Origin of the sequence: Streptosporangium sp. LJ11, from assembly GCF_051918945.1 — a bacterium.
Classification (GTDB): Bacteria; Actinomycetota; Actinomycetes; order Streptosporangiales; family Streptosporangiaceae; genus Streptosporangium.
In genome coordinates, this window is record NZ_JBPXMB010000027.1 from 75,427 (window position 1) to 97,646 (window position 22,220).

Below are 22,220 nucleotides of genomic sequence, written 5' to 3' on the forward strand. Positions count from 1 at the left end.
GCCGGTGTGCCGGTCTGGCTGGTCCCGGCCGGTGCCGAGCGGGGGCCTGCGTGGCGACGGCGGCCCTCCGGCGGGCGTACGGGCCGGTGGTGGACACTCCTCTCCGGGGAGCGTCCGCCACCGGCCCGTACGCGTGAGGGCGGGCGCACCGCCCGTACGGCCACCGGCCCACCGGCCGGTTCCCGCAGGCCGACGGCGTTGACACCCCTGCTGCCTCGCCCTAGTTTGTGCAGATTCGGATGATCTATTGAGGAATCGAAGGGGAGCGGTGGATGGCCGTCATCGATGCCCACCAGCACTTCTGGAACCTGGAGACGGGCTCCTACTCCTGGCTGACGCCGGAGGCGGGACCGCTCTACCGCACCTTCACCCCCGAGGAGCTCCTCCCGCAGCTCGCCGCCGCCGGCGTGGAGCGGACCGTGCTGGTTCAGGCCGCCGACACCTACGCCGACACCGACGCGATGCTGGCGCAGGCGGACGCCCATGACTTCGTCGCCGCCGTGGTGGGATGGGTGCCGCTGAACCGGCCCGACGAGGCGGCCGGGGCGCTGGAGCGCTACGGCAGGCATCCGAGGTTCGCCGGGGTCAGGCATCTCATCCACGACGACCCCGACCCCGACTGGGTCGTCCAGGACACGGTGGTCGAGAGCCTGGGCCTGCTCGCCGCGGCGGGGCTCCCGTTCGACGTGGTGGCGGTGCTGCCCAGGCATCTGGAGCACGTGCCGTTCCTCGCCGAGCGCGTCCCCGGGCTGCGGCTGGTCATCGACCACCTGGCCAAGCCGCCGATCAGGGAGAAGGGCTGGGAGCCGTGGGCGTCGCTCATCTCCCGCGCCGCCGAGCATCCCAACGTGTACGGCAAGGTGTCCGGTCTCAACACCGCCGCCGACCACGAGACCTGGACGGCCGAGGACCTCCGCCCCTACGTCGACCACGCGATCGAGGTGTTCGGCCCCGAGCGGCTGATGTTCGGCAGCGACTGGCCGGTGGCCGTCCTCGCGGGCGACTACGCCAGGGTCTGGGAGGAGACCGGCGTGCTGCTGTCGGGTCTCGACGGGGCCGGCAGGGAAGCCGTCCTCGGCGGCACGGCCGCGCGCTTCTACGGCATAGAGGTCTGACCTCACCCGTTCTGCCCCCAGGCCGGTTCGCTCCGCCCTCAGGCAGGTTCGCGCAGGAAGCCGACGCTCGCCGCGAGGCCGCGGAGGTCGACACCGAGGCCGCGCAGGATGGAGACCGAGGCGTTCGAGGAGTCGGCCAGCAGGCCCTTCAGCAGATCCTCGTCGGTCACGTCGGATCCGGTGCCGGTGCCGGAGGTGTGCAGGGCGACCTCGACGACCTTCCTCGCCCCGGCGGTGAGGAGCAGGTCACCGGCCGGCCCGCTGAGCGTCACGTTCAGCGGGCGCAGCCGTGAGCGCGTCAGCCGCCACGCCAGGGGGTCCGTCCGCCGGGCCGGGAGGCGCCGTCTGATCTCGTCCAGGTCGACGCCGATGGCGGCCAGCAGCTCGCGGTCGCCCGCCCGGCCCCTCGCGGCCTCGCGGTTCCGGATCTCCGCGCCGACCGCCTCGGGGGTGACGGCCTCCGCGCCGGCCACCCCCGGTGTGACGGTCTGCGGGGTGGCCGCGAAACCCGTCACCGGCCACGACTCGACCAGGGCGAGCAGGAACATGTCCTCGTCGAGCGTGGTGCGGCCGTGGTCGAGCGACAGCAGTCCGGCGCGGACCGTGGTCCGCCGGGCCTCGGGGGTGAATCTCGCGAACATCGTCAGCTCCCGCCCTCGGTGATTCGGTGTGCGTGCTTGCGGTGTGCCGTCTGCCGCCTGACTCCGAGCGCCGCGGCGATGACCTCCCAGGACGAACCCCGGTTCCTGGCCTCGATGACGTGCGCGGCCTCAAGCTCCTCCAGGAGCCTGCGCAGTGCCGCCACGGCCGCCAGCGCCACCACCGGATCCTCGCCGTCGACGGCCCCGGCGAACTCGCTCAGCGATTCCATGTCGTCAGCATATGCTGACAAGCCCATTTTTGTCAGCATTCGCTGACAGAACTTCGGCGCCCCATCGGGCACCTCGCCGAGCGCCTCGCCGGTGCCCCGATACCTTCTGGCGCTCCCGGTGCTTCGCAGCGTTCCGGGCGGGGACGCGCTAGCGTGCAGGGGTGGACAGGATCTTCACCGTCGAGGAGGCGCGGGCGCTCATGCCCGTGCTGCTGGAGCGGGCCGCCGCGTTCGTGGCGATGCGGGGTGAGCTGGCCGAGCTCGCGTACGAGCTCCGCAGCACCGGCACCTCCGAGGCCGGTGGGCTGGCGGAGGCGAAGGCCTACGAGGCCAGGCTGGAGGAGATCCTCGGCTGGTTCGAGGAGCGGGGCATCGAGGTCAAGGGTGTCGCGCCCCTGCTGGTCGACTTCCCCTCGGTGCTCGACGGGGTGCGGGTGCGGCTGTGCTGGCTCGAAGGGGACCGCGAGCTGGTGTGGTACCACCGGGACGAGCTCGGCTTCGCCGGCCGCAGGCCTCTTCCCTGACCGCGATCCCCGGGAACCCGACCACTCGATCACGAGGCCGACCGGGATGTTGCCCCGGGTGGCGTTGGAGTAGGGGCATACCTGGTGGGCGGCCTCCACGAGGGCGGTGCCGGCCGCCTACCGCAGGGTGCCGGCCGACCTCGGCCTGACCTGCCCGCAGTATCTGGTCATGATGGCACTCTGGGAGCGCGAGCCGGTCTCGCCCCCCGCCGAGGTCCTCGACCTGCAGCGCACCCTGCGCCGCGTCATCGCCTTCCTCGACGAGCCGGCGCGGTGATCAGGAGGTTCCGCTGAGGTGGACCTCCCGGGCCAGCTTCGTCGTCTGGGCGGTGGAGCGCTGCCAGGTGGTCCCCGCCGGGTGGGCGGTCAGCAGGACCACGATCCAGCGCTCCTTGGGCCCGACGAGCCCGGTGGTGTGCAGGACCGGGCGCCCCAGGTCCGGCACCGGCCCGGTCCGGGCGGGCACGGCCTGCGCAGCGGGCACGACCTGTGCGGCGAGCGGGACGTCGCCGCCGGACGCGAGCCGGGCCGCGGACGTGGACACGGGCGCGGACGTGGACACGGGCGCGGGCGCGGGCGCGGACACCGGCGCGGACGCGGTGGAGGTCGCGGGACGGCAGCGGACCGGGGGCGTGGAGCCGTATCCCGACCAGCCCTGCTTGACCGCCCACGGCCCGCGCACCGCGCGGGGGATGCCGAAGTACTGGTCGAAGCCGTCGGAGCCACACTGCCCCGACCTGCGCAGATGGCCCAGGATCAGGTCGCGGACCCTGGGGTCGGCCCGGTCGAGCAGGTAGCGGTAGGTCTTGACGACGTCCATCGCGCTGAGCGAGGTGTAACCCCAGAAGCCCGGCTTGTCGGCCGGTGGGGGAACGGTGTCGGTGAGCCGCAGCTTGCGCGCCATCCGCTGGATGATCCTCCCCTGGCCGCCCCGGGTCCAGAAGGACGTCGCCGCGTCGTCGTCGCTGACCCGCAGCATGGCCTTGAGCAGCGCCAGGTCCCGCTGGGGAACGCTCTTGCGCGACTCCAGATGGTCGATCGCGATGAGGATCTTCACCACCGACGCCGACCGGAACCTCCGATGCGCGTTGCGGTACTCGGTCACCTTCGCCGCCTGCCGGTCGAAGACCACGTACCCGGCGGTCACTCCCGCCGGGACGTGCGGCTTGCCGGGGGCCGCGGCCGAAGCCGGAGCCGTGGCCGCCATCAAGGGGAGAACCGTCGCGAGAACTGCCACGAAGCGCATCACGGGACGAATGCCTATCAGATTCCGGCGCCGACGTCAGGAGGACGTCCCTCCCGGGGGCTCCTCGTCCCGGGGACGGCGGCTCGACGGGCAGGCTTCCGCGATATAACCGACTAAACATGTAGAGATTAAGGGTTTTGGTGTTATCGTCGTCACATGTCGGCAGTTCCCTTGCATCTCGCCGTCGCTCTCGACGGCGCCGGATGGCATCCCGCGGCCTGGCGTGACCCCGCCGCCTCCCCGAAAGCCCTGTTCACCGCCGCCTACTGGGCCGCCCTGGCGGCCGAGGCCGAGCACGGCCTCCTCGACTTCGTCACCATCGAGGACTCCCTCGCCCTGCAGAGCACGCGCCTGGACGGCCACGACGGCCGCACCGACCAGGTGCGCGGGCGTCTCGACGCCGCCCTCGTGGCCTCCAGGATCGCCCCGCTGACGAGCAGGATCGGGCTGGTGCCCACGGTCACCACCACGCACACCGAGCCCTTCCACGTCGCGAGCTCCATCGCCACCCTCGACTACGTCGGTTCCGGGCGGGCCGGATGGCGCGCCCAGATCTCCGGGCGCCACACCGAGGCCGCCCACTTCGGCCGCAGGGAGGTTCCCGCGCTGAGGCCGGAGGACCTCGGCAGCGGCATGGACAGGGCCCCCCACGTGCGGGAGCTGTTCGGCGACGCCGCCGACGCCGTGGAGGCGGTGCGGCGCCTGTGGGACAGCTGGGAGGACGACGCGGTCATCCGCGACGTGGCCACCGGCCGGTTCGTCGACCGCGACAAGCTCCACTACGTCGACTTCGAGGGCGAGCACTTCACCGTCAAGGGGCCCTCCATCGTGCCGCGGCCGCCCCAGGGCCAGCCGCCGGTCACCGCGCTGGCGCACTCCCGGCTGCCGTACGAGTTCGCCGCGCGCGGTGCCGACGTCGTCCACGTCACGCCGCACGACACCGAGCGGGCGCGGGCCGTCGTGGCGGAGGTGCGCGAGATCGAGGAAGAGGTGCGCGATCCCGGCGCCGGCGCGCTGAAGATCTTCGCGGACCTCGTCGTGTTCCTGGGGGAGGACGGGGACGACGCCCGCGAGCGCAGGGCCCGGCTCGACGAGCTCGACGGTGCCGCGTACACCTCCGACGCCGCGATCTTCACGGGCACGCCCGGCGAGCTCGCCGACCTGCTCCTGGAGTGGCGCGCGGCCGGTCTGGAGGGCTTCAGGCTCAGGCCCGCCGTGCTGCCGGCCGACCTGAACGCGATCACCCGCGGCCTGGTGCCGGAGCTGCAGGGACGCGGCGCCTTCCGCCGCGCGTACGAGGCCGGCACGCTGCGCGGCCACCTCCGCCTGCCCCGACCCGCCGGCCGTTACGCGGGGAGCCGACGATGAAGCAGGTCATCCTCGCCGCCCACTTCCCGGGCGTGAACAACCACACGGTCTGGAGCGATCCCGCCTCGGGCAGCCAGATCGACTTCGCCTCGTTCACCCACCTGGCGCGGACCGCCGAGCGGGGGAGGTTCGACTTCTTCTTCCTCGCGGACGGGCAGCGGCTGCGCGAGCAGCGCGGGAGGATCCACGACCTCGACGTGGTCGGCCGCCCCGACTCGCTCACCGTGCTCTCCGGCCTCGCCGCGGTCACCGACCACCTGGGCCTGGCCGGGACGATCAACGCCACCTTCAACGAGCCGTACGAGCTCGCCCGCAAGCTCGCCACCCTCGACCACCTGTCCGGCGGCCGGGCCGGATGGAACGTCGTCACCTCCTCCGACGCGTTCACCGGGGAGAACTTCCGGCGGGGCGGTTTCCTGGAGTACTCGCGGCGCTACGAGCGGGCCGAGGAGTTCGTGCGGACCGTCAACGAGCTCTGGGACTCGTGGGCCGACGGCGACCTCGTCGCGGATCCGGCGGCGGGCACGTTCGCCAGGGCGGGCGCGGGGGAGTTCGCCCACCGGGGCACCCACTTCGACATCGGCGGCCACTTCACCGTGCCGCGCAGTCCGCAGGGCCGCCCGCTCACCATCCAGGCCGGAGACTCCGAGGGCGGCCGGGCCTTCGCGGCGGCCACCGCCGACGCCGTCTTCTCCCGGCACAGCAGGCTCCAGGAGGGGCAGGCCTTCTACCGCGACATCAAGTCGAGGCTGGCCGCGCACGGCCGGTCGCCCGACTCCCTGAAGATCCTTCCCGGTGTCACGTTCGCGCTCGGCGACACCGACGCCGAGGCCCAGGAGAACGCCGACCACATCCGCCGCCAGCAGGTGAGCCCGCAGACCGCGATCCTGCTGCTGGAACAGCTGTGGAACCGCGACCTGTCGGCCTACGACCCCGAGGGGCCGCTGCCCGAGATCGACCCGGACGTCTCGGACGACTCGATCATCAAGGGCCGGACCCGGATGTTCCGCGACCCGCTCAAGACGGCGGCGGAGTGGCGGGCCCTGGCCGAGGCCAAGAAGCTCGGCATCCGCGACCTGATCATCGAGGTGACCGGCAGGCAGTCCTTCATCGGCTCGCCCTCGCGCGTCGCCGAGGAGATCAACGAGTTCGTGCAGGGCGACGCCTCCGACGGCTTCATCCTGGTGCCGCACCTCACCCCCGGCGGCCTGGACGCCTTCGTCGACACGGTCGTACCGCTGCTGCAGGAGCGCGGGGTCTTGCGCGCCGAGTACGAGACCACCACGCTGCGGGGCCACCTGGGGCTGGAGAACGAACGATGAGATTTCTGGCCATCACCCTGATCGTCCATGGTCCCGACCCCATCACCGGCGAGCTCAAGTCGACCAACGCGCGCCTGCGCGAGGTCGTCGAGAACGCCGTGCTGGCCGAGGAACTCGGCTTCGACGGCTTCGGCGTGGGGGAGCGGCACGAGCGCCCGTTCATCTCCTCGTCCCCGCCGGTCGTGCTCAGCCACATCGCGGCCAGGACGTCGACGATCAGGCTGTTCACCGCGGTCACCACGCTGAGCCTGCTGGACCCCGTACGGGCCTACGAGGACTACGCCACCCTCGACCACCTCTCCGGCGGCCGCCTGGAACTCATCATCGGCAAGGGCAACGGCGCCGCGCAGGCCCAGCTGTTCCACGTGACCGGCGAGGACCAGTGGGAGCGCAACCGGGAGGGCTACGAGCTGTTCCGCCGCCTGTGGCGGGAGGACAAGGTGACCTGGTCGGGAAGGTTCCGGCCGTCCCTGACCGACGCGGAGACCTGGCCGCGCCCGCTGCAGCGGCCCATCCGCGTCTGGCACGGCAGCGCCACCAGCAAGGAGTCGGTGGAGCTCGCCGCCCTGTACGGCGACCCGCTCTTCTCCGCCAACGTCAGCAACCCGGTCGAGCCGTACGCAGAGCTGGTCCGCCACTACCGGGAACGCCGGGAGTTCCACGGCCACGACCCCGCCGACGCCCTGGTGGGCGCGGGCACCGCGGGCTACTACGCGGCCAGGAACTCCCAGGACGCGATCGAGACCTACCGGCCGATCTTCAACGCCAGGCTGGAGCTGTTCAGGAAGGTCGGCGTGACCCCGGTCTTCCACACCCTGGAGGACGCGATCGAGCGCAGCTCGATCCTGGTCGGCAGCCCGCAGCAGATCATCGACAAGGTCCACCGCTACCACGAGCGGCTCGGACACGAGGTCATGCACCTGCACGCCGACGCGGACGGCCTCACCGACAAGCAGCACCGGACGACCCTGGAACTCTTCCAGAGCGACATCGCCCCCGTGCTGCGCGCGGAGATCCCCAGCAGGCCGTTCCCCCGCCACGGGGACTCCGGGCACGGGACCCCGAGCCCGGGACCGGACAGCGCCCGGCACGGGGGCTCACGGCACGGAGACGCGCGGGACGGGAAGCGGCCGTGACCTCCCTGTCGATCCTCGACCTCGCCCCCATTGCCTCCGGCGGCACCCCGGGCGAAGCGCTGCGCAACACCCTGGACCTGGCCCGGCGGGCCGAGGAGCTCGGCTACCGCCGCTACTGGGTGGCCGAGCACCACCTCGCGCCCGGCGTCGCCAGCGCCGCCCCCGCCGTGCTCGTCGCCCTGCTGGCCGCCGCGACCAGCACGATCAGGGTCGGCTCGGGAGCCGTCCAGGTCGGCCACCAGACCGCGCTGTCCGTGGTCGAGCAGTTCGGCCTCGTCGACGCGCTCTACCCGGGCCGCGTCGATCTCGGCCTGGGCCGCTCCGGCCGGCGCAAGGCAGAGTTCGCGGAACCGGCCAGGAGGACCCCGCCCCCGCCGAAACCCGCCAGGATCGTCGACGGGCTGCTCATCCCGGAGGCCTTCTCCTTCGCCGCGCTCGCGAAGTCGCCGCTGTTCTCCCTGTACGGCGCGCTGCTGCAGCAGCCGGGCGCGGAGAGCCCCGACTTCGCCGACCAGGTCGACGAGATCGCGGCGCTGCTGGCCGGGACCTACCGTTCCCCCGAGGGGGTGGCCGCGCACGCCGTGCCGGGCGAGGGCGCGGATCTGCGGCTGTGGATCCTGGGCAGCAGCGGCGGGCAGAGCGCGCAGGTGGCGGGGGAGCGGGGACTGCCGTTCGCGGCGAACTACCACGTCAGCCCGTCCGGGGTGCTGGACGCCGCGGAGGCGTACCGGGCGGCGTTCAAGCCCTCGAAGGTCCTCGCCGAGCCCTACCTGGTCGTCTCGGCCGACGTCGTCGTGGCGGAGGACGACGAGACGGCCAGGGAGCTCGCCTCCCCGTACGGGCTCTGGGTCCGCAGCATCCGCACCGGTGCCGGCGCGATGCCGTTCCCGACACCGGCCGAGGCCGCGGCCCACGAGTGGACGGAGGAGGACCGCGCGCTGGTCGCCGACCGGCTGGCCACCCAGTTCGTCGGCTCCCCGCGGACCGTCGCGGAGAGGCTGCGCGTGCTGCGCGACGTCACCGGCGCCGGCGAGCTGCTCGTCACCACCATCACCCACGACCACGCCGACCGGGTCCGCTCCTACGAGCTGCTCGCCGCGGAATGGGAAGGAGGCGCCGTCACAGGTTGAGCCCGCATCACCCACGCCCTCTCCGGCACCCGGCGGTCACCGCCGGGTGCCGGAGATTTTTTCCGGGAATCCGGCCGGGGGATGTCGAGAACGCGTCGCGGGCTCCGACGTCCCCGGTGAGGCGCCCCGCGACGGGGCGTCCGCGATCCGTCAGCCGGAGAGAATCCGTCACGGGACGACGATCCGCCGGCGGGAGACGACCGCCGGCGGACGGCGATCCGGCACGGGAGGCGAACCGGGAGAACCGTGCCCCGCGGGGTGCGGGAAGGGACAGTACTGTGAAAACCTCTGCCCTCGGCAGCATCCTGTTCGGCAGCGCCGACCCGGCCAGGCTGCACGCCTGGTACCTCGCCGCGCTGGAACCCGAGCACTTCGGAGACGGCTTCATCGACTTCGGCGGTGTCCGGGTGCTCTTCGAAGGCCGCGCCGACGTCGCCCCCGCGACCGCCGAACCAGGACGGGTGATCTTCAATTTCCACGTGGAGGACGCCCGCGCCACGGCCGCGCATCTCGACGGCCTGGGAGTGACCTGGCTGGTCGAGGTCGAGCGGCGGGACGCCGGGCTGTTCGGCACCCTGGTCGACCCGGACGGCAACTACATCCAGATCATCGAGCTCAGCCAGGAGTATCTCGCCGCCGCGCGGCGATGACCCGCCGGGGAACGGCGAGAAGACGACCCGTCAGGGGAACGACGGGGAAGAGGACCTGTCCGGGGAACGACGGGAGAAGGAGAAGCACATGTTCCGGCAGACCAAGGCGTTCAGCGGGTTCGCGGTGGACGACGTCGAGACGGCGAGGAAGTTCTACACCGAGACCCTGGGACTGGAGGTGTCGGAGGAGAACGGCATGCTGATCCTGCACCTCGCCGGGGGCGGGAAGGTGCTGGTCTACCCCAAGCACGGCCACGTCCCGGCCTCGTACACCATCCTCAACTTCCCGGTGGACGACATCGACGCCGCCGTCGACGGGCTGGTCGGGCGCGGGGTGGTCTTCGAGCGGTACGACGGCTTCCCGCAGGACGACAGGGGCGTCATGCGGGAGGAGGGGCCCGCCATCGCGTGGTTCAAGGATCCCGCGGGCAACATCCTGTCCGTACTCCAGGACGGATGACCCGCCGAGCGGCCGTGGGGGTCCCGCCCGACCCGCCGTCCCGGCGGGTCGGGCGGGACCTCAGGCGCGCTTGGCGACGGCGGTGATGAAGGGCTGGACGAGCCGCGCGGCCAGCGGGCCGAACGCGGCGAGGATGAGGACGTACGCGGCGGCCAGCGGGCCCAGGTCGGGATGGACCCCGGCGGCCACCGCGAGTCCGGCGATCACGATGTTGAACTCGCCCCGGGGGATGAGCGCGATACCGGCCCGCGCCTGCCCGGCCTTGGCGATGCCCGCCCGGCGGGCGGCGTAGGCGCCGGTGAGCAGCTTCGTGATCATGCTGATCAGGGCGAGCAGCGCGGCCAGCCCGGCGACCGGCAGGATCTTGGTCGGGTCGGTCTGCAGGCCGAAGAAGACGAAGAACACCGCGGCGAACAGGTCGCGGATCGGGGTGAGCAGCGCCTGGGCGTCCTCGGCCAGCTCGCCCGAGAGCGCGATGCCCACCAGGAAGGCGCCGACCGCGGCCGAGACCTGCAGCTGCTGGGCCACCCCGGCGACCAGCAGCGCGAGCCCGATGACCTTCAGCAGCAGCACCTCGGAGTTGGGACTGGAGACGAACGCCTCGATGGCCTTGCCGTAGCGGAGCGCGACCAGCAGCACGACGCTGACCGCGGCCAGCGCGATCGCCACGGTGATCGCGCCGCCGGCGAAGCTCAGCCCGGCCAGCACCGCGGTGAGGACCGGCAGGTAGATCGCCATCGTGAGGTCCTCGAAGACCAGCAGCGACAGCACCACCGGCGTCTCACGGTTACCGATCCACCCCAGGTCGGACAGGACCTTCGCGGTGATGCCCGAGGAGGTCGCGTACGTGACGCCGGCCATGGCGATGGCGGCCACCGGACCCCAGCCCAGCAGCAGCGCGGCGATCGCGCCGGGCGCGGCGTTGAGCACCAGGTCGACGATGCCCGCGCGCGCGTTGCTCTTGAGGCTCGTCACGAGCTCGTCGGCGTTGTACTCCAGGCCGAGGGTGAGCAACAGCAGGATGACGCCGAGCTCGGCGCCGACCGAGATGAACTCCTCGCTGGTGGCGAGGGGCAGGATGCCGCCGGTGCCGAAGGCCAGGCCGGCGATGAGGTAGAGGGGGATGGGCGAGATGCCCACCTTCAGGGCGAGCGCTCCCAGTATGCCGAGCCCGAGAAGGACAGCGCCGAGCTCAAGGAAAAGAATCGCAGTGTGCACCCGGTGCCCTACCCGCCGGAAAGGATGTCGGAGACGGCGGACGTGCTCTCGGGGCTGCCCACCACGACCACCACGTCGCTCTCGGCCAGACCGAAGTCGGGGGCGGGGCTGGCGAACACCTGGCCCTCGCGCACCACGGCCACGATGGAGGCACCGGTGCGGGTGCGGACGCGCGCGTCACCCATCGGCCGGCCGGCGTACGGGGAGCCGGGCAGGATCGGCAGCTGCAGGCTGACCAGGCCCTCGACCTCGCGGTGCAGGTCGTTGAGGCGCTGCACGATGCGCGGGGCGCCGAGCAGCTCGGCGAGCGCGTCGGCCTCCTCGTCGTTCATCTTGATGGTCTCGCACGCGCGGTCGGGATCGTCGGGGTCGTATATCACCAGGTCGCGGCGGCCGGTGCGGTGAGAGACGATCCCGATGCGCCTGCCCGACCGCGTCGTGAACTCGTGCCGCAGTCCTATACCGGGCAGTGCCGTCTGCTCGACCTCCACCGTGCCAGCTCCTCCGCGTGCGCGTTCACTCGTCCTTTGCGGAAAACCTACCAACCGGGAATCTTGGGCGCGTAACTCGCGATAACCTGTATTTCAGATTGGCTTTATTGGTTGTTCGTCGGGCGATGGGAGGGAACCCAGCCTCCGGCCGTGAACGGGCAGATCGCCGGCGCCACCGGGCTCCTCCCGGAACGGCTCCTCGCCTCACCCCTGAAGATCCTCACCACCGCCGCCGGGCTCGGCCGGGTGGGCTTCGCGGGGACGCGCGCCCTAGCCCACCGCCTGCTTCACCAGCGCGCCGATCCGCGCCTCCACCTCGGCCGTCACCTCGGTCAGGGCGAAACCGGCCGCCCACATCGTGCCCTCGTCCAGCTTCGCCTGGTCGCTGAATCCGAGCGTCGCGTAGCGCGCCTTGAATTTCTCCGCGCTCTGGAAGAAGCAGACGATCTTGCCGTTCAGTGCGTAGGCGGGCATCCCGTACCAGAGCTTCGGCGCCAGGACCGGGGCGGTGGCCGTGATGACGGCATGGACGCGCTCGGCCATCACCCGGTCCGAGTCCCGCATCTCGGCGATCTTGGCGAGCACGTCCCGCTCCGCCTCCGCCGCCTTCTCCGCCGACTTGCCGGCCCGCGAGCCGCGGCGCGCGGCCGTCTTCAGCTCCTGGGCGTGGTCTCTCATCGCGGCCCGCTCCTCGGCCGTGAATCCCTCGTACGTGCTGCTTTCTGCGCTGCTCACGGCAGATCTCCCCCTTGAGGGTCTTGATATTCGGAGTCTTGCGAAGGGACCTGATGGTCCTCTACCCGGCCGGTGTCGGCCCGCGGCCGGGCATTCCGTCCGCTCGCCGGTTTCCTTGGATGAGCTCGGCATCACCGGCCCGTACCTGCGCGATGAGATCGCCGAGGTCACCCCGCCGCGCCTCAGTCGGCCTCGAAACCGACGTAGTAGGACGAGTCGGTCTGCGGCGGGACACCGAGCAGGGCCGCGTACACCGCCTTGGCCGCCGCTTGGTCGGACACGGGGTGCAGCACGGTCTTGATTCCCCGGGTGGAGGAGCCGCTCATGGTCACTCCTGAAGTCATGGGTCGCATCGACCCGGTGTGCAGGTGTTCACAGCATTTCGCCCGGCCTGCCGATCCACCTCCGTGGTGACCACGGAAGCGTCCACGGATCGAGCACGGTGGCCACCGCGGATGGGGTACTGAGGGGTTTGCGGCAGACTGGGACAGTGATCGCGGCAGTGGATGTCTCCCCTCGGGAAGCCGAGGTGCTGGAGCTGGTCGGGGCCCATCTCAGCAATGCCGAGATCGGCGCGCGGTTGTTCATCTCGGTGCGCACCGTCGAGAGCCACGTCTCCTCGTTGCTGCGCAAGCTGGAGGTACCGGATCGGCGGGCGCTCGCCGGGCGAGCGGCCGAACTGGCCCGCGCCGACGAGCCTCACGCGGCGCCACCGGTCCTGCCGGCCTCGCTGACCTCGTTCATCGGCCGGGTGCGCGAGCGAGCCGAACTGGCCGAGATGATCAGGGCCTGCCGGCAGGTGACCGCGGTCGGCCCCGGCGGAGTGGGCAAGACCCGGCTCGTGTTGACGGTGGCCGCGGACGCGTCCGGCGAGTACGCCGACGGGGTGTGGTTCGTCGATCTGGTGCCGGTCACCGATCCGGGTATGGTCGCGGCCGCGGTCGCCGGGGCGCTCGGCCTTGGTGAGCAGCCTGGCCGTGGCATGACCGAGTCGGTGGTCGCCGCCCTGGCCGACCGCCATGCGCTGCTGGTGGTGGACAACTGCGAGCACGTGGTGGACGGGGTGGCGCTGTTTTTCGAGCGGCTGCTGGCGACGTGCCCTCGCGTGACGGTGCTGGCGACCAGCCGGGCGCGGCTGATGGTTCCGTTCGAACGGGTGTACCCGGTCCCGCCGCTTTCGCTGGCCGTCGACGGCGAGTCGGACGCGGTCGCGTTGTTCATGGAGCGGGCGGCGGCGGTCGGCCGGCCACTGGATCCTCCGCTGCGCGACCAGATCGCCGCGATCTGTGAGCGGCTGGACGGAATGGCGCTGGCGATCGAGCTGGCCGCCGCCCGGTATCCCACGCTCGGGCTGGACGGCATCACCGCAGCCCTGTCCCACCCGCTGCGGATGCTCACCGGCGGCTCCCGTGCCGATGAGCGGCACCGTTCGGTGCGGGCGGCGCTGGACTGGAGTCATGCCCTGCTGGAGCCGGGCGACCGGGCGCTGCTGCGCCAGGTGTCGGTGTTCGTGGCGCCGTTCACCGCTGCTGCGGCGGCGGACGTCACCGGGTCCGAGGAAGGCCTGGTCGCCGACGGGCTTGCCCGGCTCGCCGAACAGAGCCTGCTGACGGTGACGGCGTCCCCGGACGGGACGGAGTACCGAGCGCTGGAGACCATCCGACAGTACGCGACCGAGCGGCTCATCGAGGCCGGTGAGCTGGCCGGCACCCGGGCCCGGCACCTTCGCTGGTGCCTGACCGAGGCCGCCGGCCTGGCGGTGGTGGGAGCGGACTGGCGGGCCCGGTTCGACGCGGTCGCAGACGACTTCCGCGCCGCCCTGGCCTGGGCGGCCGACCAGCCGGAGCGGCATGCGGACGCGCAGCGCGTCGCCCGGCGTCTGGCGGAACTGACCTTCAACCGCAACCTGATCGGCGAATCCCAGCAGCGGTACGAGCAGGCGGCCGCGCTCGCCGACGCCCCCGCCACCACCGCGTCGATGCTCCGGCACGCCGCGGCCGTGGCCGGCTGCCGAACGCGTGGTGATGACATGTACCGCCTCCACCGCGCCGCCGCGGACGCTGCCCGCCGAGCCGGGGACACCGCCGCCGCCGCCCGTGACCTGGCGACCGCCGCCACCGTCGCGTACCGGTTCTCGACCACGTTCGTGCGGCTCCCGCCCCGGGAGGAGGCGCTCGAGCTGATCACCGAGGCGCGGGAGCCGGCCGGCGACGACCCGGCCGCGCGGGCCGCGGTGGCGCTTGCCGAGGCCGCGGTGCTCACCGACGCGTTCGGTGCCGCCCAGGGCCCGGCCGGCAACGCCGTACCGGCGACGATCGCGCGCGCCGAGCGCGCGGTCGAGCTCGCTCACCGGACCGGCGACCCGCTCGCCGAGTCGGCCGCGCTCGACGCGCTCATCGGCGCTCAGAGCTGGGCCGGCGACACGTTCGCCACCGCGGCCACGGCCCGGCGCCGGATCACGCTCCTGTCGTCCCTGCCGATCTCGCCGGCCGGCACCCACGAGCTGATCGACGCGCTCGGCATAGTCACCGAGGCCGGCCTCGGCGCGGGGGACGTGCCGGGCGCCCGCCGATGGGCACGCCAACTGGCCGACCATCCATCGCTGGCGGAGGTCGGTCACCGCGCCACGTGCCGGCTGCTGATGGTCGACGCGCTGGCGGGCAACGTCGACGAGGTGCTCACCGGCAGCGTCCGGTTCCTCGACGCGTGGCGGCGGGCGGGCAGCCCCGCCCAGTCGCTCCTCTGCCCGGCGGCGGCCGCCGTGGCGATGATCCACGGCCTCCGCGACGACCATGACGCCCGGCGCGCCTGGCAGGAGATCCTGGATCGGCTCGGCACCCCACCGGAGCACACCTACGGCTACGGGGCGGTCTTCGACGCAATGGTCCTGCTGCACCACGGGCAGGCACCGAAGGCGCTGGAGCGGACGGCCCCCGAGCCCAGGCAGGTGTGGAAGTGGGTCACCTGGATCTGGCACCACTGGTATGTCGCACTGCGCACCGAGGCCGCCGTGCTCGCCGGGAGCCCTGACGCTCGCGACCGCCTGGTCGAAGCCCGGACCGTCGTGGCCGGCAACCCGGTCGCCGCCGCCATCGTGGAGCGAGCCGAAGCCCTGCTCGACAAGGACCGGGAGCGGTTGCTCGCCACGGCGTACGCCTTCGACGCGGCCGGCTGCCGGTACCAGTCGGCGCGGACCCTGGTGCTCGCCGACGGCGACCATGCCGCCCGCGGCGCCGCCGCGCTCGCCGATCTCGGCCTCGCCCCGATGGCCCCACCCCGACACCCGGACTGACCCGGCCACCCCCGTCCGGAGGAGTCGTACTGGTTCGGCGAGAACGTGCTTCCCCGGCTCGCCGCCGCGCCCGTACCGAGGTGAGGGTGGGGGCACGGCGGAATCCGCGCCCGTTCCGGGGCGGGCACGGAGGTGGTCATGGCGGAACCCGCGCCCGTTCCGGGATGAGCACGGCCATCGCGCCCGTCCCGGGTGATCGCGCGACACCCGGCGGTACGCCTTGCGTCAGGCATGGGCAGGGAGGATTCTCTGCCCATGCCTGACGATCGCCCGTACGACATCGTGCTGTTCGGCGCCACCGGGTTCACCGGGGCGCTCACCGCCGGCTATCTCGCGCGCCACGCCGGTCCCTCCGTGCGCTGGGCCCTGGCCGGGCGCAACCGGGCCAGGCTCGAAGCGGTCAGGGACCGGATCGGCCTGCCCGAGCTGCCGCTGCTCCACGCCGACGCGACCGACCCCGCCTCCCTGGCGGAGATCGCGAGGCAGGCCAGGGTCGTCGCGACCACGGTGGGCCCCTTCCTCTCCTACGGCGAGCCGCTCGTGGCCGCCTGCGCCGACGCGGGCACCCACTACGCGGACATCACCGGCGAGTCCGAGTTCGTCGACCGCATGTTCATCCGACACCACGAGCGGGCCAGGCGGACCGGGGCCAAGCTCGTGCACGCGTGCGGCTTCGACTCGATCCCGCACGACCTCGGCGCCTACTTCACCGTCAAGCACCTGCCCCGGGGAGTGCCGCTGGAGGTCAGCGGGTTCGTCAGGGTCTCCGGCAGCGCGTCGGGCGGTACGGTGCACTCCGCCGTCACGGTGGTCTCCCGCTTCCGGCAGGCGGCCGAGGCCGCGCGTCTCCGGCGCGAACTCGAAGGACACCCCTGGGCGGGTCCCGCGCCCGGGACCAAGGCCGCGGCCGTGGCGGCTTCCGGGGGCAGGAAGGCGCGCGGCGGGCCCGGGTCGCTCCGCTACGTCGGAGGCTGGGCCCTGCCGCTGCCCACGCTCGACCCGCAGGTCGTCGCCCGCTCGGCCCGCGCGCTGGAGCGCTACGGCCCCGACTTCACCTACCGCCACCACTACGCGGTCAGGCGACTGCCCGTCGCGCTGGGCCTCGCCGCGGGGGCGGGGACGCTCGCCCTGCTGGCCCGGATCCCCCCGGCGCGTTCCCTGCTGCTGCGACGCTTCGCCCCCGGTGACGGTCCCGGCGCCGAGCAGCGGGCCAGGAGCTGGTTCAAGGTGACCTTCCTCGGCCAGGGGGGCGGGGCGCGCGTCGTCACCGAGGTCGCGGGCGGGGACCCCGGTTACGACGAGACCGCCAAGATGCTCGGCGAGTCGGCGCTCTGCCTGGCGACCGACGACCTGCCTGACGTCTCGGGCCAGGTCACCACCGCCGTGGCGATGGGCGACGCGTTGATCGACCGGCTCCGGCGGGCGGGCATCACGTTCACGGTGCTGAGCGACTCGCGGAAGGAGGCGCCCGCCTGACCGGCCGGTACCCGCTCCGCCGAACCTGCTCCGCCGGAAACCGGTCGAGCGGGTCACCCCCGGTCGGTGCCTGCTCACAACATGCGATTGGCCCCAGAGACATCCCAGGAGCTCGGGTGTCAATCTGGATCAAGGCGGTTGCCTCGTCGTAGCACGTGCCGGTCTTGAGGCATCCGTGCGGGATGCCGACGAGGCGGTTGGCCGTTCGGGTGGGGCCGCCGTCTCAACCGACGAGGGACGGGGCCCATTCGGCAACGCGCAACCCCCGGGTCGTCCAGCTGCGCGGTGCGTAGCCGAAGTTCCCCCGTACCTCCCAGGCGAGGTCGACGACCCAGACGCCACGGCTCGCAGTCACCCGCCTGGCCGTTCCCGATCAGATGTGAACCACTGGTGTGTACTAGCAGTACACTTCGGCCATGCGAGTTGTCGTCAAGACCGTGGGCACCGTCCTCACCGCGATCCTCCTCGGCTACCCGCTCTGGGCGCCGGAGTGGGGGCCGGGGATCCTGGGGGAGATCAGGGCGCTGGGAATGCCCGGCGGGCTGATCGCCCTGGCCGTTTTCCTCGGCCTCGTCGCGCTGTACTGCCGAGCCCTCCAGCGGACGATGACGCTCGTACGGCCCGAGGCCAGGACCGCCTCCCCCGCGTCGGTCTGGTGGATGTTCGCGATTCCCTACAACTTCACCGAGGACTTCTTCATCGTGCGGGCCGTCTCCGCCTCGGTGGCCGCCTCGATGACCACCTCGACGACCGATGACGCGCGCGTGCCGGGCGGATTCGTCCGGTGGTGGACGGCGCTCGGATACGGCTGGTGCGCTTTCCAGATCCTGTCGCTCTTCCCCGGAACGGCCGGGTACGTCGGCGGAGCGATCGCCCTCCCGCTGTGGGCCGCACACTGGATCATGACGGGCCGTGTCAATCGCAGGCTTGCCACCCGGCAGCCGGCCGCCCCGCTGACAGAGAGCCTTTAGGGAACCCATGCCGCTTCCACGCTTCGACCGGCTGCCGGCCGACGCGCGAGCCTCCATCCTCACCGTCGCCCGCGCCCACTTCGCGCGCGACGGCAAGGACGCCGCGTCCTTCAACCAGATCATCGCCGAGGCCGGCATATCCAAGACCTCCGCCTATCACTACTTCGACGGCAAGGACGACCTCTTCGGCGCCGTGGTCGCCGACGCCGGCACCCGGACGCTCACCGCCCTCGGCCCCTGGGTCGACGTGGCGGCCGGGGACGAGCTGTGGGAGCAGGTGGCGGCGGGTACGGCACGGCTGGTGGCACACCTGCGTGAGCACCCGGACGACCGGGCCGTACTCGCCCAGCGGCCCCACCTCGCCCGCGACGGCCGTTCCTGGATCCACAGGCTCGTCGCGAACGGCCTGCGCATCGGCTTGATCGATCCGTTCCCGAACGCCGAACTGATCACCGTGGCGACGCTCGGCGTCTTCGACGCGCTCGACGCGTGGGCGCTCGACCACCCGGGCGAGCCCGGCGACTCCGTCACGGGCACGCTCACCCTGTTCCTCGCCCGGCTCTGGAACGCCGCCCCCGAAGGTGAGGACGCCGGGGCGTAGACCGCGCCGGGCATGTGCCGATCTGGAGGTTCGTGAACCGCGCCGGGATCGCCGGAGACCGGTGACCCGCGCGGATCGGCTCACTTCCGGGCCGGGGACACGGCCGGGAGAAGGCCGCCCGGTCCGAGGGGTCGCCCGGTCACGGTGCGGACCGATGGCGCCTGCGGTAGGCGCGTTGCCGGCAGGCCCGCGAGCAGTAGGCGCGGGGACGGCCCGCCTCCGCCCGGTCCATGCTCGTTCCGCACATCACGCATGAGGCACTTTCGTCACGCCTTTCGTCACGGTTCGCGTCATGGTTCGCATCACGCTCGCGGACCAGCGCCTCGATGCCGTCCAGTATGCGCCGCAGACCGAACTCGAAGGAGTCCTCCGGCTCGTCGTAGCCGCCCGCCTCCCAGATGCGGGTCAGCGTGGGGTAGAGGTGGAGCTCCTCGTACAGGGAGTCCCTGGCGCCCCACCACTCCTCCTCGGAGACCCCGGTGTGCCGCTCGACCTTGTCGATCTCCGCGGCCCTGGCCGCCTCACTGTCCACGAACCGGCCGACGAGGCCCACCACGGCGACCATCTCGGCGGGCTTCAGGCCGGTCCCCGCCACGGTGCTGAGCGCGTACTCGAAGTGGGCGATGGAGTTCGGGCCGGGAACGTGCCGGGTGCCGCGCACCCCGGCCAGCCAGGGATGGCGGCGGCACAGGGCCCAGCCGCGACGCGCCCACCCCTCGAGCGCCTCGCGCCACCCGTGCGGCGTGTCCCCCCAGGTCCCCGCCGCCCCGCCGCCGACCTCGCTCCTCGCCGCGTCCGTCACCGCGTCGTCCGCCACAGTGCCCGCCACAGTGCCCGCCACAGTGCTCGTCGCGGTTTCTGCCGTGACGTCGCCCGTCACCGCGTCGCACATCAGGTCGATGAGCTGCGCCTTGCCCGGTACGTGCCGGTACAGCGACATGCCGGTGAAGCCGAGCCGTTCGCCGACCCGGCGCATGGACAGCCCCTCGATCCCGTCGGCGTCGGCGATCTCGACGGCGGCGCGCACGATCGCGTCGACGCTCAGCCCCTGTCTCGGCGCGGCGTCCCGCGGCTCCCGCCACAGCAGCTCGACCGTCCGGTCCGGATCCTCCTCTTCGGCCACCCGTCCTCCTTCGACTTGACACTCGACCTCAATATCTGTTTATGCTGTATATCACTGTTTACATAATAAACGAGGAGTGCCCTTGAACGAGCTCTACGTCTCCCCCTCCGGCGACGACGCCTGGCCCGGCACCAGGGAACGCCCCGTCGCCACCCTCGCCCACGCCCGTGACCTGGCCCGCGGCGCGGGCACCGCGGGCGCTGCGGTCAACCTGCTGGCGGGCACCCACCGGCTCGCCGAAACCCTCCGGCTCACCGAGGCCGACTCCGGCGTGACCTACCGGGCCGTGGGCGAGGCCGTCGTCAGCGGCGGCCGGAGGATCACCGGCTGGCGGGAGCGGGACGGCGTCTGGCTGGCCGAGGTCGGCGACCTCGACACCCGCCAGCTCCACGTCGACGGCCGCAGGGCCGAGCGGGCCTCGATCGACGCCGTTCCCGGGAACGCCACCAGAACCGACACGGGTTACGTCACGGACAGCACCGCTCCACAGAGCTGGGGCAACCCCGGCGACGTCGAGTTCGTCCTGCGCGGCGTCTACCCGTGGACGGAGGCCCGCCTCGGCGTCGCCGCCGTCGAGGGTGACGGGCACTCGACCACCATCACGATGGCCCAGCCCGCCTTCGGCTGGGCGATCGAGCTCTACAACTCGGTGGTGCCCTGGGAGGGCGGCGGCGAGTCCTACGGTCCCGGCCTGCCGACCCGGGTGGAGAACGGCGCGGGCTTCCTGACCGAGCCGGGCACCTTCGTCCTCGACAGGTCCCGCCCCGGCCGTCACGTCCTGCGCTACCGGCCGCGTCCCGGCGAGGATCCCGGGCGGACGGAGGTCGTCGCGCCCGTGCTGGAGGAACTGGTCACGGTCACCGGCGCCCGCGACGTCGCCTTCCTGGGCATCACCTTCGCCGACGCCACCTGGACGCGGCCGAGCCGCCCCGAGGGCTTCCTGCACTACCACGGCACCGGCTACTACGACGGCGGCCCCATCGAGAAGGTGTCGTTCGCCGAGGGGGCGTGGGTGACGGTGCCCGGGGAGTCGCTGACGATCCCCGCGAACGTCGTGTTCGAGGGCACCGAGCGTGTCGCGATCGAAGGCTGCCGCTTCACCCGGCTGGGCGCCACGGCCCTGCGGATCTCCGGCGACAGCGCCGAGGTCCTGGTGCGGGGCAACGTGTTCGAGAACGTCTGCGGCGGCGGGATCTCGATCGGCGGGAGCCGTGGCGTCACGGTCGAGAACAACTGGATCCACGACATCGGCCTGGAGTACTCCGGCTCGCCCGGCATCGCGGTGACCGCGAGCGAGGGCTCCACGGTCGCGCACAACCAGGTGAACGACGTCCCGCACTGCGGCATCGTGCTCGGCCCCGGTAAGAGCACCCGGGTCCTGCGCAACCTCACCTTCAACACCCTCAAGGTGCTCGCCGACGGCGGCGGCATCTACCTGTCGGGCCCGCAGGGCGACTCCCACGACAACGGCGCGACGATCCTCGGCAACGTCGTGCGCGACACGCTCACGCCGTACAACTTCGGGCTCTACACCGACTACGGCGCCGCCTGGGTCACCGTCGAGGGCAACGCCGTCCAGCGCGCGGACAACACCGCCACCCTGCAGGTCTGGCCGCCGTTGGAGAACGTCGTCCTCCGCGGCAACCTCTGGGACGCCGACCCGGTGGGCTGGGACGACCCGCCGGAGGGGGTCACCCTGGAGGACAACGCGACGGTGGCCGACGAGGAGGACTTCGCGGCCCGTACGGCGGGCATCGCCGCGCGGGCGGGCCTGGAGCCCGGCTACGCCCACCTGCTCGGCCGCTGACCGCAGGGCCCTCCGCCCTTGAAACCCGCCGGCACGGGACGAACACCCCGGTTCTCTTGGAGAAGCCTTGGGACCCGTATGAGCGTGAAGGCGACCGGCGCGCGGTAGGAGACGGGGTAGTCCCGGCGCCCGTACGCGGGCACGGGCCGCGTCACGTCCGGCCGCGAGCATCGGCGACCGTGACATGGCGCGGCGCGAGGCGGGCCGACGTTCCGGACGCCACCCGGGACGCGCCGCCACGGGCGAGACCGACAGACCAATGGGCGACAGGCCCCGGCGAGGCTCGCAGAGCCCGGGACCGGCCCGAGCCCTAGGAGAGTTCAGCCATGGAAATGCCCGCGGTCAACGAGTGCCAGGTCGAGGCGTGCGCGTACAACACGGAGCACTCCTGCCACGCCCTGGCCATCACGGTCGGCAACAGCAGCCACGCGGAGTGCGAGACCTTCTTCAAGGTCGCGGCGAAGGGCGGCGACCCGTCCGCCACCGGCCACGTCGGCGCCTGCAAGATGGCCAACTGCCAGCACAACGTCCAGTACGAGTGCCAGGCCTCCGGCATCGTCGTCGGCTACGCGCAGAACGACATCGACTGCCTCACGTACGCGCCCGCCTGACACCGGGCGACCCGGGTCGGGGCGACGGGCGCCACGCCCCCGTGGACCCGGCCGACTGTCCGGCCGGCCGGGA

At 72.4% G+C, this 22,220-nt stretch carries 23 protein-coding genes; 15 read left to right on the forward strand and 8 right to left on the reverse strand.

Annotation, left to right across the window (positions count from 1 at the left end):
* Positions 1 to 272 precede the first annotated feature (272 nt).
* Positions 273 to 1,115, forward strand: coding sequence for an amidohydrolase family protein (locus ACTOQ3_RS33715; RefSeq protein WP_440087503.1), 843 nt, complete (start codon positions 273 to 275; stop codon positions 1,113 to 1,115).
* A 38-nt stretch (positions 1,116 to 1,153) separates the two neighbouring features.
* On the opposite strand, the gene ACTOQ3_RS33720 is transcribed toward ACTOQ3_RS33715, so the two are convergent.
* The gene (locus ACTOQ3_RS33720; protein ID WP_440087505.1) at positions 1,154 to 1,756 is read right to left on the reverse strand and encodes a hypothetical protein; all 603 of its coding nucleotides are present in this window, start codon (positions 1,754 to 1,756) and stop codon (positions 1,154 to 1,156) included.
* A 2-nt stretch (positions 1,757 to 1,758) separates the two neighbouring features.
* On the reverse strand, positions 1,759 to 1,986 hold the full coding sequence (locus ACTOQ3_RS33725; protein ID WP_440087506.1) for an RNA polymerase subunit sigma-70: 228 nt from the start codon (positions 1,984 to 1,986) through the stop codon (positions 1,759 to 1,761).
* 161 nt (positions 1,987 to 2,147) lie between these two features.
* Here ACTOQ3_RS33725 and ACTOQ3_RS33730 point away from each other — a divergent pair, with 161 nt between their 5' ends.
* Positions 2,148 to 2,510, forward strand: coding sequence for a DUF2203 domain-containing protein (locus ACTOQ3_RS33730; RefSeq protein WP_362871438.1), 363 nt, complete (start codon positions 2,148 to 2,150; stop codon positions 2,508 to 2,510).
* A 106-nt stretch (positions 2,511 to 2,616) separates the two neighbouring features.
* The gene (locus ACTOQ3_RS33735; protein ID WP_440087508.1) at positions 2,617 to 2,787 is read left to right on the forward strand and encodes a hypothetical protein; all 171 of its coding nucleotides are present in this window, start codon (positions 2,617 to 2,619) and stop codon (positions 2,785 to 2,787) included.
* Here ACTOQ3_RS33735 and ACTOQ3_RS33740 read toward each other — a convergent pair whose 3' ends face one another.
* Positions 2,788 to 3,756: a hypothetical protein gene (locus ACTOQ3_RS33740; RefSeq protein WP_440087509.1), complete on the reverse strand. Its 969-nt coding sequence runs from the start codon at positions 3,754 to 3,756 to the stop codon at positions 2,788 to 2,790.
* 156 nt (positions 3,757 to 3,912) lie between these two features.
* On the opposite strand from ACTOQ3_RS33740, the gene ACTOQ3_RS33745 reads away from it, so the two are divergent.
* The 6 genes from ACTOQ3_RS33745 (at position 3,913) to ACTOQ3_RS33770 (ending at position 9,822) form a co-directional block, all read left to right on the forward strand.
* On the forward strand, positions 3,913 to 5,124 hold the full coding sequence (locus ACTOQ3_RS33745; protein ID WP_440087511.1) for an LLM class flavin-dependent oxidoreductase: 1,212 nt from the start codon (positions 3,913 to 3,915) through the stop codon (positions 5,122 to 5,124).
* Complete coding sequence (locus tag ACTOQ3_RS33750; protein ID WP_440087513.1) at positions 5,121 to 6,446, forward strand: NtaA/DmoA family FMN-dependent monooxygenase; 1,326 nt, start codon at positions 5,121 to 5,123, stop codon at positions 6,444 to 6,446. The genes ACTOQ3_RS33745 and ACTOQ3_RS33750 overlap by 4 nt, the downstream gene beginning before the upstream one ends.
* Positions 6,443 to 7,582, forward strand: coding sequence for an LLM class flavin-dependent oxidoreductase (locus ACTOQ3_RS33755; RefSeq protein WP_440087514.1), 1,140 nt, complete (start codon positions 6,443 to 6,445; stop codon positions 7,580 to 7,582). The genes ACTOQ3_RS33750 and ACTOQ3_RS33755 overlap by 4 nt, the downstream gene beginning before the upstream one ends.
* A complete protein-coding gene (locus ACTOQ3_RS33760; RefSeq protein ID WP_440087516.1) occupies positions 7,579 to 8,712 on the forward strand; it encodes an LLM class flavin-dependent oxidoreductase in 1,134 nt (377 codons plus the stop codon). Before ACTOQ3_RS33755 ends, ACTOQ3_RS33760 begins: the two co-directional genes overlap by 4 nt.
* A 278-nt stretch (positions 8,713 to 8,990) precedes the next feature.
* A complete protein-coding gene (locus ACTOQ3_RS33765; RefSeq protein ID WP_440087517.1) occupies positions 8,991 to 9,362 on the forward strand; it encodes a VOC family protein in 372 nt (123 codons plus the stop codon).
* Positions 9,363 to 9,450: 88 nt separating this feature from the next.
* Complete coding sequence (locus ACTOQ3_RS33770; protein ID WP_440087518.1) at positions 9,451 to 9,822, forward strand: VOC family protein; 372 nt, start codon at positions 9,451 to 9,453, stop codon at positions 9,820 to 9,822.
* 60 nt (positions 9,823 to 9,882) lie between these two features.
* Here the strand turns inward: ACTOQ3_RS33770 and ACTOQ3_RS33775 are convergent, their stop codons facing one another.
* The 4 genes from ACTOQ3_RS33775 to ACTOQ3_RS33790 form a co-directional block, all read right to left on the reverse strand.
* Positions 9,883 to 11,040: a cation:proton antiporter gene (locus tag ACTOQ3_RS33775; protein WP_440087519.1), complete on the reverse strand. Its 1,158-nt coding sequence runs from the start codon at positions 11,038 to 11,040 to the stop codon at positions 9,883 to 9,885.
* Between the two features lie 8 nt (positions 11,041 to 11,048).
* A complete protein-coding gene (locus ACTOQ3_RS33780) occupies positions 11,049 to 11,531 on the reverse strand; it encodes a cation:proton antiporter regulatory subunit (RefSeq protein WP_440066327.1) in 483 nt (160 codons plus the stop codon).
* A gap of 270 nt (positions 11,532 to 11,801) precedes the next feature.
* Positions 11,802 to 12,209: an iron chaperone gene (locus ACTOQ3_RS33785; RefSeq protein ID WP_440087592.1), complete on the reverse strand. Its 408-nt coding sequence runs from the start codon at positions 12,207 to 12,209 to the stop codon at positions 11,802 to 11,804.
* Positions 12,210 to 12,448: 239 nt separating this feature from the next.
* A complete protein-coding gene (locus ACTOQ3_RS33790; protein WP_440087521.1) occupies positions 12,449 to 12,592 on the reverse strand; it encodes a hypothetical protein in 144 nt (47 codons plus the stop codon).
* Positions 12,593 to 12,756: 164 nt separating this feature from the next.
* Between ACTOQ3_RS33790 and ACTOQ3_RS33795 the strand changes: the two genes are divergently transcribed.
* The 4 genes from ACTOQ3_RS33795 to ACTOQ3_RS33810 all read left to right on the forward strand — a co-directional run bounded on the left by ACTOQ3_RS33795 (position 12,757) and on the right by ACTOQ3_RS33810 (position 18,606).
* Positions 12,757 to 15,558: an ATP-binding protein gene (locus ACTOQ3_RS33795; RefSeq protein ID WP_440087523.1), complete on the forward strand. Its 2,802-nt coding sequence runs from the start codon at positions 12,757 to 12,759 to the stop codon at positions 15,556 to 15,558.
* A gap of 255 nt (positions 15,559 to 15,813) precedes the next feature.
* A complete protein-coding gene (locus ACTOQ3_RS33800) occupies positions 15,814 to 17,034 on the forward strand; it encodes a saccharopine dehydrogenase family protein (protein ID WP_440087524.1) in 1,221 nt (406 codons plus the stop codon).
* Positions 17,035 to 17,450: 416 nt separating this feature from the next.
* Complete coding sequence (locus ACTOQ3_RS33805) at positions 17,451 to 18,005, forward strand: hypothetical protein (RefSeq protein ID WP_440087526.1); 555 nt, start codon at positions 17,451 to 17,453, stop codon at positions 18,003 to 18,005.
* Between the two features lie 7 nt (positions 18,006 to 18,012).
* Positions 18,013 to 18,606: a TetR/AcrR family transcriptional regulator gene (locus ACTOQ3_RS33810; RefSeq protein WP_440087527.1), complete on the forward strand. Its 594-nt coding sequence runs from the start codon at positions 18,013 to 18,015 to the stop codon at positions 18,604 to 18,606.
* Between the two features lie 139 nt (positions 18,607 to 18,745).
* Here ACTOQ3_RS33810 and ACTOQ3_RS33815 read toward each other — a convergent pair whose 3' ends face one another.
* On the reverse strand, positions 18,746 to 19,729 hold the full coding sequence (locus ACTOQ3_RS33815) for a TetR/AcrR family transcriptional regulator (protein ID WP_440087528.1): 984 nt from the start codon (positions 19,727 to 19,729) through the stop codon (positions 18,746 to 18,748).
* 82 nt (positions 19,730 to 19,811) lie between these two features.
* Here ACTOQ3_RS33815 and ACTOQ3_RS33820 point away from each other — a divergent pair, with 82 nt between their 5' ends.
* Complete coding sequence (locus tag ACTOQ3_RS33820; RefSeq protein WP_440087529.1) at positions 19,812 to 21,536, forward strand: right-handed parallel beta-helix repeat-containing protein; 1,725 nt, start codon at positions 19,812 to 19,814, stop codon at positions 21,534 to 21,536.
* A gap of 326 nt (positions 21,537 to 21,862) precedes the next feature.
* Positions 21,863 to 22,147, forward strand: a complete 285-nt coding sequence (locus ACTOQ3_RS33825) for a DUF1540 domain-containing protein (RefSeq protein ID WP_440087530.1) — start codon at positions 21,863 to 21,865, stop codon at positions 22,145 to 22,147.
* Positions 22,148 to 22,220 lie beyond the last annotated feature (73 nt).